This window comes from Sphingobacterium sp. 40-24 (assembly GCF_001899705.1).
Taxonomy (GTDB): Bacteria; Bacteroidota; Bacteroidia; order Sphingobacteriales; family Sphingobacteriaceae; genus Sphingobacterium; species Sphingobacterium multivorum.
This window is the reverse complement of record NZ_MKWH01000037.1, coordinates 61,928-79,586: the sequence shown is the minus strand read 5'-3', so window position 1 is coordinate 79,586 and position 17,659 is coordinate 61,928. Positions and strand designations below refer to the sequence as shown.

17 protein-coding genes are annotated in these 17,659 nt (G+C 40.7%); 10 read left to right on the top strand and 7 right to left on the bottom strand.

Annotated features, from left to right (window positions below; genetic code table 11):
• Positions 1 to 161: 161 nt before the first annotated feature.
• Entirely contained in the window at positions 162 to 623 is a 462-nt protein-coding gene (locus tag BGP15_RS15120; protein ID WP_070562920.1) for a VOC family protein, read from the bottom strand.
• Positions 624 to 801: 178 nt separating this feature from the next.
• Entirely contained in the window at positions 802 to 1,377 is a 576-nt protein-coding gene (locus BGP15_RS15115; RefSeq protein ID WP_070562917.1) for a Crp/Fnr family transcriptional regulator, read from the bottom strand.
• Positions 1,378 to 1,612: 235 nt separating this feature from the next.
• Here BGP15_RS15115 and asnB point away from each other — a divergent pair, with 235 nt between their 5' ends.
• The 3 genes from asnB to BGP15_RS15100 all read left to right on the top strand — a co-directional run bounded on the left by asnB (position 1,613) and on the right by BGP15_RS15100 (position 6,154).
• Positions 1,613 to 3,301, top strand: a complete 1,689-nt coding sequence (asnB, locus tag BGP15_RS15110; RefSeq protein ID WP_286709733.1) for an asparagine synthase B — start codon at positions 1,613 to 1,615, stop codon at positions 3,299 to 3,301.
• A 313-nt stretch (positions 3,302 to 3,614) separates the two neighbouring features.
• On the top strand, positions 3,615 to 5,183 hold the full coding sequence (locus BGP15_RS15105) for a M20/M25/M40 family metallo-hydrolase (RefSeq protein ID WP_112375533.1): 1,569 nt from the start codon (positions 3,615 to 3,617) through the stop codon (positions 5,181 to 5,183).
• Positions 5,183 to 6,154, top strand: a complete 972-nt coding sequence (locus BGP15_RS15100) for a polysaccharide deacetylase family protein (RefSeq protein ID WP_070562908.1) — start codon at positions 5,183 to 5,185, stop codon at positions 6,152 to 6,154. The genes BGP15_RS15105 and BGP15_RS15100 overlap by 1 nt, the downstream gene beginning before the upstream one ends.
• A 78-nt stretch (positions 6,155 to 6,232) precedes the next feature.
• On the opposite strand, the gene BGP15_RS15095 is transcribed toward BGP15_RS15100, so the two are convergent.
• Together BGP15_RS15095 and BGP15_RS15090 are read right to left on the bottom strand one after the other, a co-directional pair.
• On the bottom strand, positions 6,233 to 8,416 hold the full coding sequence (locus tag BGP15_RS15095; protein WP_286769993.1) for a S9 family peptidase: 2,184 nt from the start codon (positions 8,414 to 8,416) through the stop codon (positions 6,233 to 6,235).
• 269 nt (positions 8,417 to 8,685) lie between these two features.
• Positions 8,686 to 9,414, bottom strand: a complete 729-nt coding sequence (locus BGP15_RS15090; RefSeq protein ID WP_286769991.1) for a 3-keto-disaccharide hydrolase — start codon at positions 9,412 to 9,414, stop codon at positions 8,686 to 8,688.
• A 72-nt stretch (positions 9,415 to 9,486) separates the two neighbouring features.
• Here BGP15_RS15090 and BGP15_RS15085 point away from each other — a divergent pair, with 72 nt between their 5' ends.
• The 3 genes from BGP15_RS15085 to BGP15_RS15075 all read left to right on the top strand — a co-directional run bounded on the left by BGP15_RS15085 (position 9,487) and on the right by BGP15_RS15075 (position 11,551).
• Positions 9,487 to 9,855, top strand: coding sequence for a dihydroneopterin aldolase (locus tag BGP15_RS15085; RefSeq protein ID WP_046672427.1), 369 nt, complete (start codon positions 9,487 to 9,489; stop codon positions 9,853 to 9,855).
• Positions 9,856 to 9,933: 78 nt separating this feature from the next.
• On the top strand, positions 9,934 to 10,644 hold the full coding sequence (locus BGP15_RS15080) for an AAA family ATPase (protein WP_286769990.1): 711 nt from the start codon (positions 9,934 to 9,936) through the stop codon (positions 10,642 to 10,644).
• A gap of 463 nt (positions 10,645 to 11,107) precedes the next feature.
• Positions 11,108 to 11,551, top strand: a complete 444-nt coding sequence (locus BGP15_RS15075; RefSeq protein WP_112375535.1) for an Hsp20/alpha crystallin family protein — start codon at positions 11,108 to 11,110, stop codon at positions 11,549 to 11,551.
• Between the two features lie 155 nt (positions 11,552 to 11,706).
• Here the strand turns inward: BGP15_RS15075 and BGP15_RS15070 are convergent, their stop codons facing one another.
• Complete coding sequence (locus tag BGP15_RS15070) at positions 11,707 to 12,144, bottom strand: acyl-CoA thioesterase (RefSeq protein WP_070562894.1); 438 nt, start codon at positions 12,142 to 12,144, stop codon at positions 11,707 to 11,709.
• A gap of 117 nt (positions 12,145 to 12,261) precedes the next feature.
• Between BGP15_RS15070 and BGP15_RS15065 the strand changes: the two genes are divergently transcribed.
• The 4 genes from BGP15_RS15065 to BGP15_RS15050 all read left to right on the top strand — a co-directional run bounded on the left by BGP15_RS15065 (position 12,262) and on the right by BGP15_RS15050 (position 16,117).
• Positions 12,262 to 12,765, top strand: a complete 504-nt coding sequence (locus tag BGP15_RS15065) for an RNA polymerase sigma factor (protein ID WP_112375536.1) — start codon at positions 12,262 to 12,264, stop codon at positions 12,763 to 12,765.
• A complete protein-coding gene (locus tag BGP15_RS15060; RefSeq protein ID WP_070562889.1) occupies positions 12,755 to 13,396 on the top strand; it encodes a hypothetical protein in 642 nt (213 codons plus the stop codon). Before BGP15_RS15065 ends, BGP15_RS15060 begins: the two co-directional genes overlap by 11 nt.
• Before the next feature lie 205 nt (positions 13,397 to 13,601).
• Entirely contained in the window at positions 13,602 to 15,254 is a 1,653-nt protein-coding gene (locus tag BGP15_RS15055; RefSeq protein WP_286769989.1) for an ABC1 kinase family protein, read from the top strand.
• A gap of 77 nt (positions 15,255 to 15,331) precedes the next feature.
• Entirely contained in the window at positions 15,332 to 16,117 is a 786-nt protein-coding gene (locus BGP15_RS15050) for an SDR family oxidoreductase (RefSeq protein ID WP_088162867.1), read from the top strand.
• A 153-nt stretch (positions 16,118 to 16,270) separates the two neighbouring features.
• Here BGP15_RS15050 and BGP15_RS15045 read toward each other — a convergent pair whose 3' ends face one another.
• Together BGP15_RS15045 and BGP15_RS15040 are read right to left on the bottom strand one after the other, a co-directional pair.
• On the bottom strand, positions 16,271 to 16,864 hold the full coding sequence (locus tag BGP15_RS15045) for a YceI family protein (protein WP_286769987.1): 594 nt from the start codon (positions 16,862 to 16,864) through the stop codon (positions 16,271 to 16,273).
• Positions 16,865 to 16,969: 105 nt separating this feature from the next.
• Positions 16,970 to 17,557 carry a Crp/Fnr family transcriptional regulator gene (locus BGP15_RS15040; protein ID WP_070562877.1) on the bottom strand — a complete coding sequence of 196 codons (588 nt, stop codon included), beginning with the start codon at positions 17,555 to 17,557 and terminating at the stop codon, positions 16,970 to 16,972.
• Positions 17,558 to 17,659: the final 102 nt, after the last annotated feature.

The window sequence follows — 17,659 nt, the reverse complement described above, 5'->3', positions numbered from 1 at the left end:
AAACATCTTGTTGTGGCAGTTTTGAAAAGACAAAATTGAAATGGCCATTCCACAGGGTAGCATAGGTGCTACACGATAACGAAACCACGGGAATAGAGAGGGCAGTAACAATAGATTACTGCCCTCTCTTTTTCAACTATTTTGTCGGCTAAGCGGTTGGCTTAAGCATTACTTTCGCAATCCTGGTCTTTGTTCCCACCAAAATAAACCATCCAGCAGATACCGAATTGATCCTGAAAAGCGCTGTATAGTTCGGCAAAAAATGTTTCGCCAAGTGGCATTTCAACGACCTTTGCATTGGTGCTCAGTGCATCGTACAAAGCTTTCGCTTCGGTGGTGCTTTCGCACATCAGCATGACATAGCTGTTGTTTCCTTGGATATATTGTTGTCCAAAAGCAGGAACAACATCAGCTCCCATCAGCATACTATCGCCGTTGATCGAAATTGCTGTATGACAGATTTTGTTTTTTGCTTCGTCTGGAACAGGTGGCATCTGTGGGTCGGCAGGGATATCTCCATAACGCATGAAGCCAGGATTTTTTGTATTGAAGACTTTTTCATAAAAGTTGAATGCTTCTTCACAGTTTCCGTCGAAATTTAGATAAGCGTGTAATTTTGCCATGATTTCTAATTTTTGAATATAATGATTACTTCTTTTAACTCTTTTCTCAATTTTTCCTTCCTTTAAGACTATAAATAAATAGCTTGGAAGCACATTGGTAAAATTAAGCTGAAGTTTTCTTAAAAATCTTGCCTTAAGGCAAGATTTAAAAAAGTAGTCCTTTGGGCGTTACCACGGTTTAATTTCCGTGGACAATTTCTTTCCGGATGCGGCTTAGAGAAGTGTCGGTGATGCCCAGGTAGGAAGCAATATGCTTGAGTGGTGCCTGCTGTATCAATATTGGTTTTTCTTTTATCAAGCGCAAATAGCGGGTAGTAGCAGGTTCGGTAATCATGGCAATAGCCCTATTTTTACTGTGAACAAGTTCCTTGGCCATCCAAGAACGCCCCCATTCCCTAAATTCAGGAATCTGATGAAAAAGTTCCTGAAAATCTTCAAACTTTATTTTCCAGAGACGGGTTTCCATGAGTGCCTGGATATTTTCCACCGTTGGGTGGCGTTGAAAAAAAGAGGCGACTTCAATGACAACATCATTGTCCGTACAGAAGCTTATGGTAACTTCATTGCCTTCATAATCGTGTAAAAAGGAGCGTGTAAGTCCATACTCAATCAAGTAATAAGCATTTGAAACCTGTCCTTTGGTCAATATAAAATCGCCCTTTTTGACGGTTATGGCTTCATGTTTTTCTGTAATTGCAGTTAATTCCTGAGGAGTCAGTGCAAGCTCACTATAGAAGGTTCTAATTAGATCCATGTCCTGGTTATTTGATTACGAAGTTAATTTAACGATTAATCTGCAGATCAATTGTTAATAGATTGTGTGATTATTGTAAACAAATAAGTGTTTCATTGATAATTTTGTTTGTTTTGAAAAGTATTTTTGATAAAAATATAATAAATATTAAAAATTATTATGAATTTAGTTTTTAATTGTTTTACTTTGTGTCAATAACATAATGTAAAAACGAAATATTTAAAATTTTCATAATATGTGTGGAATTATTGGCGCTTTTGAATTAAAGCAACCTGCAAGCTCATTGAGATCTCAAGTATTAGAAATGTCAAAACGTATTCGCCACCGTGGTCCGGATTGGTCGGGTATATTCACCGGTGAGAAAGCTTTATTGGCACACGAGCGGTTAGCTATTGTTGACCCTAAATCTGGAAGTCAACCATTGTACAGTCCGGACGGTAAAGTTGTACTAGCAGTTAATGGCGAGATCTATAACCACCATGAATTAAGAAATAGCCTTCCTGATTATGAGTTCTCGACACAAAGTGACTCCGAAGTTGTGTTGGCTTTATATTTAGCGAAAGGTCCCTCATTTGTGGATGAATTAAATGGTATTTTTGGTTTTGCACTCTATGATTCACGTGATGATTCCTTTTTTGTCGCACGTGACCATATGGGAATTATCCCTCTATATTATGGTGAAGATGAGCAGGGGCAATTGTTCGTTGCATCCGAATTAAAATCACTGGAAGGTTTCTGTACGACGATTGAACAATTTCCTCCGGGGCATTACTTGTATAGCAAAATGGGGAAAGCTCCGCAGCGCTGGTATCAACGTGATTGGGAAAGTTACGATGTTGTAAAAGACAACGAGACCGATATCGCTGTTTTGCGCAAAGGTTTGGAAGATGCGGTGCATCGTCAATTGATGTCAGATGTACCTTACGGTGTACTGCTGTCTGGTGGATTGGATTCATCGGTTATTGCTGCGGTAACGAAGAAGTTTGCATCCAAACGTATCGAAAGTGACGACAAAGAAGATGCCTGGTATCCTCAACTGCATTCATTTGCGGTGGGATTGAAGGGAGCACCGGATTTAATTGCGGCACAGAAAGCAGCAGATCATATCGGAACAATACACCACGAGATCAACTTTACCATCCAAGAAGGATTGGATGCGATCCGTGACGTGATCTACCACTTGGAGACTTATGACGTCACGACGGTACGCGCTTCTACACCGATGTATTTATTAGCTCGTGTAATCAAATCAATGGGCATTAAAATGGTATTGTCGGGTGAAGGGTCAGACGAACTCTTTGGTGGGTATCTTTATTTTCATAAAGCGCCAAATGCACAGGAATTTCACGAGGAAACTGTACGTAAGCTGAAAAAGCTTTACCTGTACGACTGTCTGCGGGCAAATAAATCACTTGCAGCATGGGGTGTTGAAGGGCGTGTACCTTTCCTAGATAAAGAATTTATGGACATTGCGATGCGTATCAATCCTTCCGATAAAATGATTCGCGAAGGAAGGATGGAGAAATGGGTTGTACGTAAGGCATTTGAAGACTATCTGCCAGAAAGCATCGCATGGCGCCAGAAAGAGCAATTTTCTGACGGTGTAGGCTATAGCTGGATCGATACCTTGAAAGAGCAGGCTGAAAGTAAAGTTTCTGATCAGGAGTTTGCCGAGGCTTCAACGCGCTTCCCGATAAACACACCGAAAAACAAAGAAGAGTTTTTATATCGGACAATTTTCGAATCACATTTTCCTTCAACAGCGGCAGCACAAACTGTTCCATCGGTAAAATCTGTCGCATGCAGTACGCCGGAAGCCTTAGCTTGGGATGCTTCTTTCCAGAATCTGAATGATCCATCGGGTCGGGCTGTGGCCTCGGTTCACCAAGAGAGCTACGAAAAATCCAAAGTGGAAGCCGTGTAACTAATCAACCCTCATATCTATATTTGGTAAAGCCTGGAAAGTTTCTTTTCAGGCTTTTTATGTTTTTTTTTCAACTAAATAAGGGTATATCATTTAATTGATTAAAAATGAATGTGTGTTTTTAAATATTGTTTAGTAATTTTCGGAAAAACCAATCACAGGAAACTTTGGGTTTCTAAATTAACTAAGGTTGACCGGAGCACTGTCTTTTTCTGGAGCTTCTTTGAGAGCTAGTGGAATATAGTAACATGTAGTTTGCGCTCGTAGCGTTAGCGTATTAACGGAGAATTATACAATAAATAAAGATATATACATGAAGGTAGATTTAATGAAACAGCGTGGAATGAAATCTTTAGGGCTGGCACTTCTATTGCTGAGCACTCCAGCTATTTTTGCTCAAAATAAAGAAGCGATGGTTTCGTCAATTGTGCAGGAGGCAAATGCAAATTCACAATTGGAGAAGTATGCGTTTGAGCTTGTCGATATGATTGGCCCCCGTCTTGTCGGGAGTCCACAAATGCAACAGGCGCATGATTGGGTTGTCAAAAATTATAATGCGCTTGGCGCACAAGCCCGCAATGAGCCCTATGGTGAATGGCGTTCGTGGGAACGAGGAACTTCTCAGGTGACGATGACCTATCCCCGCATAAAATCTTTGGAAGGTACACAGTTGGCGTTCAGTCCCGTGACCAAGGAGAAAGGGGTTGAAGCCGAGGTTGTGGTAATGCCTTTATTTAGTTCCCCGTCTGATTTTCAGTCTTGGCTTAAGACAGTCAAAGGCAAGATCGTATTGATTGGAATGAATCCCCTTTCAGGACGGTCAGATGCCAACTGGAAGGAGTCAGCTTCCCCGAAAGGTTATGAAAAATATCAAGCCTTAAAAAATGATCAGTTGAAAAAATGGGAGAGTAGTATGTCCTATACGGGAAGCACGCGTCGGACATTGCCCTTGGCTTTGGAGAATGCTGGCGCCGTTGGTGCCATTGATTCCTATTGGACAGAGTTGCCTGGTATTACACGGATTTTTGATGCGAAGTCCAAACAGATTCCGGTATTTAACGTAGGGCTGGAAGATTACGGTCTGTTATACCGCATGGCAGAACATGGGGTCAAACCTCGGGTTTCGCTGCAGGGAAATTCAAAAGAGCTTGGAATATCAAAGACCTATAATAGTATCGCAGAGATCAAGGGAAAGGAAAAACCGGGCGAGTATGTTGTGCTTTCGGCACATCTAGATTCGTGGGACGGCGCTTCGGGAGCGACAGACAATGCGACAGGAGTAATTACCATGATGGAGGCTGTCCGCATTTTAAGGAAGGTTTACCCGGATAATAAAAGAACGATTTTGGTCGGTAACTGGGGAAGTGAGGAGCAGGGGCTGAATGGCTCTTCAGCTTTTGTCGAAGATCATCCCGAGATCGCTAAAAATATACAGGTGGTATGGAATCAGGATAACGGCACAGGGCGAATTGTCCGGATAGGGGGCAGTGGTTTTGAAAAATCTTACGAATATATAAGCCGCTGGGTGCAATATTTGCCTGAAGAGTTCCGTAATGAAATCCAAACCAGTTTTCCAGGTATGCCGGGGACGGGGGGAAGTGATCATTCTTCTTTCGTTCAAAAAGGAATTCCGGCCTTTGGGCTCTCTTCCACATCCTGGGACTATGGTAAGGTGACCTGGCACACCAATCGGGATACCTATGATAAGATTGTGTTTGATGAAGTAAAACAAAACGCCATTATCGTTGCGATTTTGACTTACCTTGCCTGTGAAGAGCCTGCTTTGGTCTCCCGCGATAAGATCACATTGCCAATTGATAAAGATGGCAAGCCGACGGTATGGCCAACTAATCTACAGTCTAAAAGAACGAGTGGCAACTGATGATGAAACAGCTCATTTTTGTTGGTCTATTTTTGGTGTGCGCCCTACTCTCTAATGGACAGGTTTCATTTGCCAATTTAGAAAACTACAGAACCGAGTGGTTGATCCTCCGTGAAAATAATAATTCTCTGGTGGGGATCCGTAGTTTCACGACAAATACTGTAAAATATTATTTGACGGTAGATCCTACTACACTGCAAACGCGTATAGTAGGAGATCGATCGGTCAGCGTTCTGTACAACGATGCGGCTCAGGTTACAAAAAGTCTAAGTGGTTCGGTATACGAAAGCTGCTTCTCTTTAGTCAGAAAAACTGAAAACAACTTACAGGATGCGGGGCTGAATTTTAGGCTTCCCAAAGAGGCTGGTATTAATTTGACGATTGATCTATGTCCTTCACATAAACCTTTGGACAGGGCTATTTTTGAAGATCTTCTCGCTGCATTTAAGGGGATAGATCGCAGCCTGCCACTGGCCGTTTCTGTTTCGGGTAAATGGATGCTAAATCACGCCGCAGATCTAGCATGGCTAAAGTCATTGGATGCAAAGGGAGTAAAGATTACCTGGGTCAATCATACGTATGACCATGTTTTTACTAGTAATCCTTTAACATCCAATTTTTTGCTTTCCAAAAATACGAATCTAGGTTATGAAGTGTTGGAGAATGAAAAATTGATGCTGAAAAACGGTCTTCTGCCTTCGGTATTTTTTCGTTGTCCGGGCTTAGTTTCCGATCGGCGTATCATTGAGCAACTATTGTCCTATGGTCTTATTGCGGTAGGCTCGGATGCCTGGTTGGCAAAAGGGCAGCAGGCCAAAAACGGAAGTATTGTCCTGATTCATGGTAATGGGAATGAGGAGGTTGGGGTGCAGGATTTTATCCGATTGCTTCGGACAAAATCTCAGGCCATAAAAACAAAACACTGGACATTGTATAGTTTATCCGAAGGCCTGGATCAGGAGTCACATTAACCTGTACTAAATTGCATAAAAAAGGGCAGTCCAAATCTTTTTGGATAGCCCTTTTTGTGTTGTCTTGTTTTCCTGAGTTTATGACGGATTTTTGAGGTGCTGATTGAAGTAGTCCGCAATTTTTTCGTACATATGAATACGGTCTTTTCCCATTACATTGTGCTCATGAGTCGGGTATAGAAAATAATCTACTTGCTTTCCGGCTTTAATACAGGCTTCTAAAAACTCCATGCTGTTTTGTTGTACAACGACAGGGTCTTGTGCGCCGTGAATAATCAATAATCTTCCTTTCAGTTGATCGGCTTTATTGAGGAGTGATGTCAATTTATAACCTTCCGGATTTTCTTGCGGCGTGTCCATGTAGCGTTCGCCGTACATCACCTCATAAAATTTCCAGTCGATTACAGGACCTCCAGCTACTGCAGCCTTGAAGATATCGTTATGATGCAGCATGAAGGAAGTTGTCATAAAACCACCGAAACTCCACCCGAAAATACCCATGCGCTGTTGGTCAACAAAAGATTTTGATTTAAGGAACTCTATTCCTTTCATCTGGTCGGCCATTTCGTTTTGACCGAGGTTGCGATGCGTAGCTGTATAGAAATCACGGCCTCTGTAATTCGTGCCGCGATTATCCATCGTGAAGACGATATAGCCCTGTTGCGCCATATACATATCAAAATATCCAGCGCCTCCTAGCCATTTGTTGGAAACAAGCTGCGAATGTGATCCGCCGTATAAATAATACATGACCGGATATTTCTTAGCTGGATCAAAGTCGTTGGGATAAATGATACGTCCTGTCAATGGGTATTTCCCATCTGCGGATGTCAACTGTACAAATTCGATTTTAGGATCATTTATTTTTCCGGAAAAAGGGTTTTCTGCATTGACTAAGGTAGTTTCTTTAGCAGATTTAACTTCTTTGACCTGAACTTTATTTGGTGTTTTTAAATTACTATATTGATCGTAGATATACTTGCCATCGCTACTTAGTGCAGCATGATGCGTGCCCGATTCATTTGTTAATTGAACCGTTTTCCCAGATTTTAGGTCGACCTCAAATAATTGGCGATCTAAACCGTTGTTGGTGACTCCAGTATAACTTACTTTGTTTCCATCAGCCGAAAAGTCAAGTAATGCTTCCATGACGATGTCTTTATAGCCTAATTTTTTGATCAAATTCCCCTCCGTGTTATAAAGGTAAAGTTGATTATAGCCGTCTTTATCGGATTGATAAAGGAATTGATCCGTTTTGTTCGGTAAGAAAGTCAATGGGTTTTCAGGTTCAACCCAGGTTGTTGCCGTTTCTTCGAATAGGGTTTTGATTAAGGAGCCGTTTTCTGCGTCGTATTTGTTGACTTTAAGATCATTTTGCCCACGGTTAAGCAGTCCGACGTAGATGTGTTTACCGGAAGGATCCCAGGTAACCATGGTTAAATATTGCTCTGAATGCTCGCCGGTTTGAAGGGTTGTCTTTTGTCCTGTGGTGGTATTGTAAACAATCAAAGAAACTTCTTCCGATTTTTGGCCTGTCATTGGGTATTTTATCCATTTGATATCCGCAATTTTGGGACTCCATTGCGGTAATGGATAATTGGCAACCATTGTCTCGTCTTTGTGATAGTACAATAGTTTGTCATTCTGGCTGTTCCACCACATTCCTTTTTTGATGCCAAATTCTTGACGGTGTGTATAATCGCTTCCGTTGACAATTCCTTTGTCTGTATCGTTGGTTACAGCAGTAATTTTACCGTTTTTGTCAACAATTGCGATGTTGTTGTCTACTAAGTAGGCGATTTTTGAAAAATCCGAACTTACCTCGCGATTAGCTCCCTTGTTGTCATTGCCGATAAAGCTTTCAATATTTTTTGATTTGATATTGTAAGCCACCGTGTAAGTTTTATCTTTTCCATCGACTTGGAGTAATAGCGCGTTTCCATCACGCCATTTATAGTCGTAAGGAAACATCCGCAGATTGAATGTTTCGCCCGGAATAGCCGTTTTCAATGCTGCTTCGAGGTCTGCTTTAGAGGCTAGATTAGTTTCGCTCCAGTTGTTGTAAGCGCTTTTTGATAATAGATTCTGGTACGATTTATCGAGATAGGAGAGGTTGTTTGATTTTGGGATCCACGATGCTCCGGCTATTGATGTTGGGGCGTAAGTTCGGGGTCCAAATACTGTTTCTTCTAAATTGAGGTTGCGTTGTGCATAGCTGCTGATGGAGCTTGCCAACAAGAAGAATAGCGCAATTCTTTTCATTAAATTGTAATATTGTGTGAATGTTTATACACAACGTCATACGTGAGCCCATTCCAGTGGTTATTTTGCGCTTCATTAGTCCAATAATCACATGAGGCTTCTAAACCTGTTGCGATAGGAAATTAAAGGCACAAGTAGCTCATTACATTCCGTTTGTTTTTAAATTTTATAGGGCTAAATTAGGGAAATAGCCCTATAAAACCTAGTACAGAATTGTTGCTTTTCTAACTTAAATTGTTTGCTATAAACCGCTGCGCCTTGCTGTTAAGTTATAGTTTACGTAGCCAGATGTTTCTGAACTGGACCAGATCACCATGATCCTGCAGTACAATTGGACCTGGGCCGTGGCTTATTTGTTTTGGTAGTCCGATATATTCGGTTGTGCCATCGATTTGAGTATTGTTTTGTACAACGACGCCATTATGTAGGACCGTTACTGTTCCTTTAGCGGTCAAGATTCCATCCTTATTGAACTGAGGGGCTTTATAAATAATATCGTACACATGCCATTTTTCCGGAGCAATTACCTGCGCCAGGGGTGGGCGTTGTTTGTAAATACTGCCCGCTCCGCCATTGACATAGGTTGGGTTGTTATTGTTGTCCAATACCTGAATTTCATAAAGCCCTTGTAGGAAAATTCCGCTATTACCTCTTCCTTGGCCCTCGCCTTTGATTACTTCGGGGCTTTTCCATTCAATATGCAATTGAAAATCGCTAAAGTGTTCGTTGGTCTCAATGGCTCCAGCCCCCGGTTTTACTTCAAGTACGTTGTTGGCTACCGTCCAATTGGCTTTGCCTTTTTCACTTTTCCATTGACTAAGATCCTTGCCGTCAAAAAGGACAATGGCATCGCTTGGTATACCCTGATTGATTGTAACTGTCGGTGGTACCGGACTATAATATTCGGTGTCGCTGGGTTTCATATTTGTTTGGGCCTGTAATGCAGTGGCGCCAAATAAGAGTGTTATTGCTATCGCTGAGGATAAAGAAAAGTTCATCTGTTGGGTTTTTGGTATGGTTAAATATACAAATAATCCCACTTGTTTGGAACAATTTCAGTAGGTTTGTGCATGGCAACCATTTTACAGACAGTATCGCTGAAAGAAGCCCGGTTCTATGCACCAATAGGTTACTATGAAGAAGAACAGGTGCTAGGCAATGAATTTTTTGTTTCTATTGACGTATGTTTTCCCTTTTTGAATGCCGAGACAGAGGACTTAAACAATACGCTCAACTACGAAGAACTTTACCAGATTACAGCCGGTGTCATGCTACCTAAACGCAAACTACTGGAATCTGCGGCTTCAGAAATACTTGAACAGATTCGGGAAAGAGTATCCCATGCTCTGACGATCGAAGTGGTGATACGCAAATCGAACCCTCCCTTTGGAGGAGACCTTTCTTGCTCCCAAGTTAGTCTTAAATACTTTAAGGATTAAAACGAAACTGGATCAGCGCAATATCAACTGAAAGAATTAGTTTTGCCAATCGTTATCTGATAGTCTTAAATTAATAGTATGAATATTTACGATCTTGTCATAGCCGATAAGGAAAGGATTGCTTTGGAGGATGTTTTCTTGGAAGAGGACAGCCGTCAAAAGCTGCATCAGCTGATTAAAGAGCATCGTTATATTAAAGAGCTTTCGCAATATGGTCTGCCGGTGAGCAATAAGATTTTACTGCACGGTTATTCGGGTTGCGGAAAAACAACAACGGCGAAAGCGCTGGCTACAGCGCTTGAAAAACCAATTTATGTGTTGAATTTGAGCAACCTCATTTCTTCTCGTATTGGCGAAACCTCGCAGCACATCAAACAGGTCTTTGATAAAGCAGGGCGTGAAAAAGCAGTTCTGTTTTTAGATGAATTCGATCAGATCGGAAAGGCGCGGATTAGTGAAGAAAAGGATGTGGGTGAAATGCGCCGTCTCGTGAACACCATTATACAGCTGATCGATTATTTTCCTGCTGAAGCGGTATTGATTGCAGCAACGAATCATCCTGAAATATTGGATACAGCCATTATCCGGCGGTTTCAGCTTCGTTTGGCTTTTGAGTTGCCGACCATAGTACAACTGGATGCCTATTATGATAAACTATTTGCGCCATTTCCACATTATGCTGATGTCGTACAGCGACGCTATGGGATCTCCTATGCAGAGGCTAAGGACTATATTTACGATGTTGTCAAATTCTTATTGATTGCTTCGCTGGAACAAAATCAACCTTAATGGTTTTTTGAACGTTACGTTTCGGATGCCTAATAAAATACCAACTTCTGATAAAAGCTTTTTCTCTTATATGATACACTACTATTCGAACGCTCTGTTTGAGGTGCTCAGTAAAAATAACAACGTTTCATAAAAGATTTTTCTCTTATACGGTACGCTGCTAATTGAGTGCTCTGTTTCAGACTCTTAATAAAAAATGATAATTTCTGATAAACTGTTTTATCTCCTATACGTTAGTCTGTGTATAGGGACAATTTGGGGTAGGGGCAGGGAGCCCGCGAATGACAAATTGATCGCTAGGTAGTTGAAAATAGCTGTTTTTAAGACAAAATGACATTATTTTTTATTTTTAAATGACATTTTGTCTTTTAAAACCTGCTGGTACGCAAATTGAATAGCTCTCTTCAAATAGGTAGAACAAAAAAAGCTTAACAATAAAATAAAAAATTAGGAGGACAAAAAAATGGCATTAATTAAATTCCCTACAAAAAGTTTAAACACGGATGCAGTAAATCCATTTGTGAACACTGTATTCGACAACTTATTCAATGATAACTTCATCTCCGATCGTTTGGTGTCCCGTGTACCTGCGGTCAATATATCAGAAACTGAAAAATCCTTTAAAATTGAAATGGCAGCGCCTGGATTGGATAAATCTGATTTTAAGATCAATGTCGATAAAAATCTAATTACCATTTCAGCTGAGAAAAAAGAGGAAAGTGTGAGTGAAGAAAAATTATACAGCAAAAAAGAATTCAATTATTCTTCGTTCTCAAGATCATTTACCTTGCCAGAGACCGTAGATTACAGCAATATCGAGGCTGCCTATGAAGGTGGTATATTAATTTTGACTGTTGGCAAAAAAGAAGATGCAATCATTGCAAAACGTTTGATTGAAGTTAAATAATCCAGCAGCATACAAGAAATAGTTCATTTTGGGAATGACCAAAGGTGAGCAAAAGACAATAGTTTTTAGGTTTAGTTTATGTTTTAATCCCTCGGAATTCCGTTTGCGTTCCGAGGGATTTTTTTTATCAGGATGGTCCTGACATGATGAAAAGACTATTCAGTTTCCGCATAGTTTTCAGATCGGGGAATTTTGGCGAGATAAGGCTCCATCTCTTCCGGTAACTTCGTTAATTTCCGCTTATGAAGGTCGAGCCAGGCTCCATCGACGTTGACGGTACAGCACAAAACTCCGTCATTACGAAAAACTTGGTGTATAAATGAGAAACGACTATTTGTTTTGTTGTATTTCGTCAGTTCTACTTTTACCTGTACATATTCATCTAAATGCACTTCTTTAAAGTAGATGAGTTCTTCCCGAAATAAAATTGGACCGATATGAAATTCGGCAAATTTATCCAGTGAAAAGCCCATTTTGTTCAACATGTTACTGCGGGCCTGTGCGCAGATATCAGCGTAAGCAGAATGCCGCATATGTCTATTTGCATCGATCTGCGCCCATATAATCTGACCTTGATAAAATATATTCTCCATAATCTTCAACGATTAGCCTCTTTTTTCATAACAATTTACATATTTTTAAATAAAGCTGTAACACTTTGTTTGTTTGCTATACTTATTACCTAAATATATTTAAAGAAAAATCGCTAGGTGAACCCATCAGAAATAGAATTTCTTCGACTGATTGACGAGAATAAAGGTATTCTCGTTAAGGTGAGCCGTATGTATATGGATGATCATGAAGGGCGACAAGATCTGTATCAGGAGATCGTCTATCAGCTGTGGAAATCCTATGCAACATTTAAGCAACAGAGTAAATTTTCAACGTGGATGTACCGTGTTGCCCTCAATACCGCAATGGTATTCTTAAAAAAAGAAAAGAAACATCAGATTTATGATACGTTAGAGGAACGACATGATTTTGCAGAAGAAGCTTACGATACGGATAAAGATGAGCAACTGAACGTTTTTTATCAGGCCGTTCAAGAGCTCAACGCCATTGAAAAAGCCCTGATATTTTTGTTTTTGGAAGGTCAGAGTCATCGCGAGATTGCAGAAAATCTGGGTATATCGGAAGTCAATGCCCGCGTAAAATTAAACCGCACGAAGGAGCGAATTCAACAAATCATTAAAAAATACAAGTATGAATTTTGATGAGTTAAAAAAATCTTGGCAGCAACAGCCTACAGACGAGGATTTACAGAATCCAAATCTCAAATACTATAAGGAAGTCGGCAATATCATGGGTAAGCTGCGCAAGAATATCAAACGTGAGTTTATCTCTTGGGCCGTGTGTATGGGCTTTCTGTTTTTGGTGCCCATCTTACCGATATATAAGATTGAAGGTTATGCTGCATTTGCCTATTACTTTTTTATCGTACAGATATCCTTATCTAGTCTTTTATATTATCGGAGGTTCTTTTATTTGGTAAAGAGTACGAAAAAGATCGAGTTGTTGGCTTCTAAAGAACACTTGCTCAAATTGTATTACGATTTGAAGTATGCCGTAGAGACCTATCGGATCGCGGCCTACGTGATGATACCGCAAGCTCTATTTCTTTATCTTATTATGATCGCACAGAATCGGACTACCGTCTGGTTTGATCGATTATACCATTTCAAGGAAACTTTCCAACAGGATCCAAACTTTATTGTGTGGATGATCCTTTCCGCAATTGCTTCCATTATTCTTGTTGTTGGTCTGACAGAATTTATGATTCGTGCTTATTATAGCAATTATATTACACAGATAAAGGAAAAGCTAGATCAAATGGAAGCCGAATAGTTTACAGCGTCCTTGTATGTATTTTATGCTGTTGAAGATTTGATTTTCCGTTCAAAATGGCTCGAACTAAAATAGGTAAGGTTTTTGTTTCATCTCCTTCTGATTAGTTTTTTTAGTCCATATGGAATATCCGCTTCATTTTATGCTTGTTTGCTTTTTGGGGCTTGGATATTTCGTATATTGTCATTGAAAACCATTGTCCGTTATGTTTAATCCGACAAAGAAGTTACAGCGCAGTTCCCAGATCTTAAGTATATTGGCCAAATATGGTTTTAAAGATGCGATCGCTCGATTGCCGTGGAAGGGACCCCGATCTGCTGTAGAACATGCTATTGACGTCGATAATATCAGTGTTTATGCCCGTATTCGCATGGCGCTTGAGGAGCTCGGTCCGGCTTTTATCAAGCTTGGACAATCGGCTTCGACGCGAGAGGGGTTGTTTCCCAAAGATCTCGTAGATGAACTTAAGCGCCTTGAGGATAATGTTCCCCCTTTTGAAGTGGATATTAAATCTTATCTCAAAGAAGAACTTGAGCTGGATATTGATGAGCATTTCCAGGAGATTACTGCCGAACCTTTTGCTGCGGCCTCTATCGCACAGGTATATCGCGCAATCTTAAAAGATGGAACCCAAGTCGTTTTAAAAGTCCGCCGTCCTGGCATCGATGAGGTTATGCGCTGTGATCTGGCACTTATGCGTGATATTGCCAAAATCCTAACCATGTACAATGATGTACTGGAAAACCTTAACCTTCTGCTGATTGTTGAATCTTTCGCTACGACCATGCAGGAAGAGATGTCCCTGGTGATTGAGCGGCATAACATCGAACGCTTCACAAAGAACTTTAAAGGAAATAAACTGATCAAGGCACCCCGTGTTTATCCTGAACTCTCGTCGGACCATGTTCTTTGCATGGAATATCTCGATGGTTTCAAGGTAACTGATGCCGATGAAATTAAGCGTCGGGGAATGGATGTCCAAACGCTGGTAAAAAATGGGATCAATTTATACCTTGAGCAAGTGATTATCCATGGTTTCTTTCATGGCGATCCGCATCCCGGCAATATGATGGTGATGCCGGATGGGCGGATTGCTTTTTTGGATTTCGGAAATATGGGTAAATTATTGGGGATAGACCGTAGGCAGCTTGAAGAGTTTATTCAATCGGCTATTTCCGAAGATGCTGTCCGGCTTGCTGACGTGATTGAAGACGTTGCCGTGGTGAGCCATATTCCGGATCGTAACCGGTTTGAAAGATCCCTATATGAGATTTTCGATATGATTGATAATGTATCTCTCGGGGATCTTAGCTTAGATTTATTGTTCAATAAATTGTGGAACATCATTGGTGACAACCGCTTGTATTTTCCGGAATATATTTATCTATTGATGCGGGGCATTTCGTTGATGGAAGGTATTGGACGCCAGTTATATCCCGATCTTAATATTATGGAGAGTATCAAGCCCTTTGCACGTAGGATTATGATGGAGCGGCTCTCTCCAGAGGCAATCTTCAAAAAAGGAAAACATAAAGTTGAATCTTTTGCGCGCGATGTCGAAAAACTTCCTGAAGATATGCGCGCCCTTGTGCGCTTATTTCGAACAGGAAATTTTACACTCAACCATCGATTGATCAGTGCGCGATCTTTTAATGCTATTTTACGCAAGGGGGTCAATCGTATTGTCATCGGAATTATGTTTATGTCACTCAATTTACTAGGTGGGATGATTATTGTCGCACGCGTAGAACCACAGTGGTGGGGAATTCCCATTTTTGCTTGGATATGCCTTGGCTCGGCATGGGTCTTTGCCATATATTTATTTGTTGCTATGATCCGAGCAAAGGACAACGATTAACCGGGGTTAGAACGCATTTTCAGCCATGATGATTGGCTATGCATACATACACGCTATAAAATAAAAAATAAAAAGATATGGAAATCAATCTAAATGGGAAAAAAGCCCTGATCGGAGCGAGCTCTGCTGGTATAGGTGCAGGTATTGCCCAAGTGCTTGCCTCATGTGGCGTATCTGTAACATTGGCTTCCCGACAGGAGGAAAAGCTACAACGTACCTGTGAAGGTCTTGATACCTCCAAAGGACAGGTGCACCAATATATCGTAGTGGACTACAATGATCACGAAGCATACAAAAAGCAGATAACACATTATTTTGAGTCGAATAAGGTGGATATTTTAATCAACAATTCGAATGGGCCTCAAGCAGGAACCATAGACCAAAAAAATCTGGCGGATTACCAGCATGCTTTTGAACTCTTATTTCAAAATCACTGTTACACGACCTCATGTGCGCTGCCTTATATGTTGGCAAATCGATACGGACGTATTATTAATGTGTCTTCTTCAACTGTGAAAGAACCGGTATCTAATTTAGTGTTGTCTAATACGATCCGTACAGCATTGCTTAGCTGGAGTAAATCGCTGGCAACGGATGTCGCTAAAGAAGGGGTGACGGTCAATAGCATCTTGACAGGCCTTTTTGATACGGACCGTATCCAGTCGCTAACCAACCTTGACGCTCAACGTATGGGTATATCCTACGAGGAAGCGCTACAATTGCGGTTGAAACAGGTTCCTGCGCAGCGTCTGGGTAAACCTGAAGAATACGGTTATCTCGTCGCTTTCCTTTGCTCCGAATATGCAAGTTATCTGACTGGAGCCAATATTCCTCTGGACGGCGGGATGTTAAAAGGCTTATAAAAAATGAGCTGCTCAATTACGTCAGGTCAAAGCCCTTGATTTGAGCATTCCATAGCTGATTGCTGTAGCCAGAACTCGGTGTAAAATTGCATAAAAAGGGGTGTCCAATCCGTTTGGACACCCCTTAATGTTAGTGTGATTTATTATTTTCAATTAGTTCAACACCAATTCGGTGTTGACAATGATGTCGACATCAGAAGCAACCGCTTCTACACCTGAAGGTAATTTATCATTGTATTTCATGCCGAAATCCTGACGGTTAATTTTTGTTTTAGCTGTAAATCCAGCACGTGTTTTTCCCCAAGGATCCGTAATGATTCCACCGTTTTGTGTTACCTCGAAAGTTACTTTTTTCGTTACATCACGGATCGTCAGATCCGCTATCATCACATATTTTCCTTTTACTTTCGCATTTTTAAAACTGATAGACTTTAATGTCATTTTAGGGAATTTTTCCGCAGCAAAAAAATCATCGGTCTTCAAGTGGTTGTCACGTGCAGCAATGCGCGTATCGATACTGTTGACGTCGATAGAGAAATTAACTTTGGCATTATTGAAACTTGTTCCTGTTGGGGTTTCAACTGTTCCTTCTACCTTAGTAAATTCACCATCAACAAAGCTGATACCAAGGTGTTTTACATCAAATCTTGCGTTGGTATGTGCAGGGTCTGCAGACCATTTTACTTGTGCCACAGCAACATTAACCATTAATACTGCTACTGCCAGAATTTGGAAAAATTTATTCATCTTATTTTCTTTTTTTATTTATCTAACCTTCAAAAGTTTAAATTGTTTGTTTGAACAAGCTTCTGCAAAGGTGGGATAAACAGACAAAGAAAAAATTGATGTAGGTCAAGAATTTCGATTCGGCTTTAAGATCTGCCTTTTTAGGCGGCTAAGAAACTCCTGCGTAACACCAAGATAGGAGGCTAATTGCATATTGGAGATCCTCGGATAGATTTTAGGGTACCTTTTGATGAAATCCAGATAGCGTTCCTGTGCAGTGAAACCTATGCTCGAGATAATACGGTGCTGCGATGCGATTTGCGCACGTTGTGCCATAATCCTGGAGAGTTTCTCGAAGATGGGATGATCTTCGTAAAGTTTGTCCTTAGCCTTTTTTGAAAGGGTCAGGACGACGGAGTTTTCCAGGGCCTGAATGTTTTGGAGGGCCGGCTCCTGATAATTGAAGCTGGCAATATCACCGATCCACCAATCTTCAATTGCAAACTGTAGGATATGTTCAATCCCATCGGCGGTGACATAGAATGATTTAAATAAACCGCTGATTACGTATGCTTCATGGTGGCATACCTCGCCTGCCCGGAGAAAGTATTCTTTTTTCTTTATTTTCCGTACCTGATAACGTGAGACGATGTCATTTAGTTCTTCCTCAGTGACATCAATACGCTGTTTTACAAATTCCCTGAATTGTTCCATTTGGCTGTAAAATACGAATTTTTTGCCATGCTAATTGAATAAGTTGTCCAATTCCTATCAATTCTAAGGTAAAATAATTCAGTTGCAGGGGATTTCTTGCAT

Excerpts from the sequence above, each read along its gene's own strand:
- BGP15_RS15080 (WP_286769990.1), top strand. The coding sequence starts at position 9,934 with ATGAATATTTACGATCTTGTCATAGCCGATAAGGAAAGGATTGCTTTG.
- BGP15_RS15085 (WP_046672427.1), top strand. The coding sequence starts at position 9,487 with ATGGCAACCATTTTACAGACAGTATCGCTGAAAGAAGCCCGGTTCTAT.
- BGP15_RS15070 (WP_070562894.1), bottom strand. The coding sequence starts at position 12,144 with ATGGAGAATATATTTTATCAAGGTCAGATTATATGGGCGCAGATCGAT.
- BGP15_RS15055 (WP_286769989.1), top strand. The coding sequence starts at position 13,602 with ATGTTTAATCCGACAAAGAAGTTACAGCGCAGTTCCCAGATCTTAAGT.
- BGP15_RS15075 (WP_112375535.1), top strand. The coding sequence starts at position 11,108 with ATGGCATTAATTAAATTCCCTACAAAAAGTTTAAACACGGATGCAGTA.
- BGP15_RS15100 (WP_070562908.1), top strand. The coding sequence starts at position 5,183 with ATGATGAAACAGCTCATTTTTGTTGGTCTATTTTTGGTGTGCGCCCTA.
- BGP15_RS15120 (WP_070562920.1), bottom strand. The coding sequence starts at position 623 with ATGGCAAAATTACACGCTTATCTAAATTTCGACGGAAACTGTGAAGAA.
- BGP15_RS15115 (WP_070562917.1), bottom strand. The coding sequence starts at position 1,377 with ATGGATCTAATTAGAACCTTCTATAGTGAGCTTGCACTGACTCCTCAG.
- BGP15_RS15045 (WP_286769987.1), bottom strand. The coding sequence starts at position 16,864 with ATGAATAAATTTTTCCAAATTCTGGCAGTAGCAGTATTAATGGTTAAT.
- BGP15_RS15050 (WP_088162867.1), top strand. The coding sequence starts at position 15,332 with ATGGAAATCAATCTAAATGGGAAAAAAGCCCTGATCGGAGCGAGCTCT.
- BGP15_RS15090 (WP_286769991.1), bottom strand. The coding sequence starts at position 9,414 with ATGAACTTTTCTTTATCCTCAGCGATAGCAATAACACTCTTATTTGGC.
- asnB (WP_286709733.1), top strand. The coding sequence starts at position 1,613 with ATGTGTGGAATTATTGGCGCTTTTGAATTAAAGCAACCTGCAAGCTCA.
- BGP15_RS15040 (WP_070562877.1), bottom strand. The coding sequence starts at position 17,557 with ATGGAACAATTCAGGGAATTTGTAAAACAGCGTATTGATGTCACTGAG.
- BGP15_RS15095 (WP_286769993.1), bottom strand. The coding sequence starts at position 8,416 with ATGAAAAGAATTGCGCTATTCTTCTTGTTGGCAAGCTCCATCAGCAGC.
- BGP15_RS15060 (WP_070562889.1), top strand. The coding sequence starts at position 12,755 with ATGAATTTTGATGAGTTAAAAAAATCTTGGCAGCAACAGCCTACAGAC.
- BGP15_RS15105 (WP_112375533.1), top strand. The coding sequence starts at position 3,615 with ATGAAGGTAGATTTAATGAAACAGCGTGGAATGAAATCTTTAGGGCTG.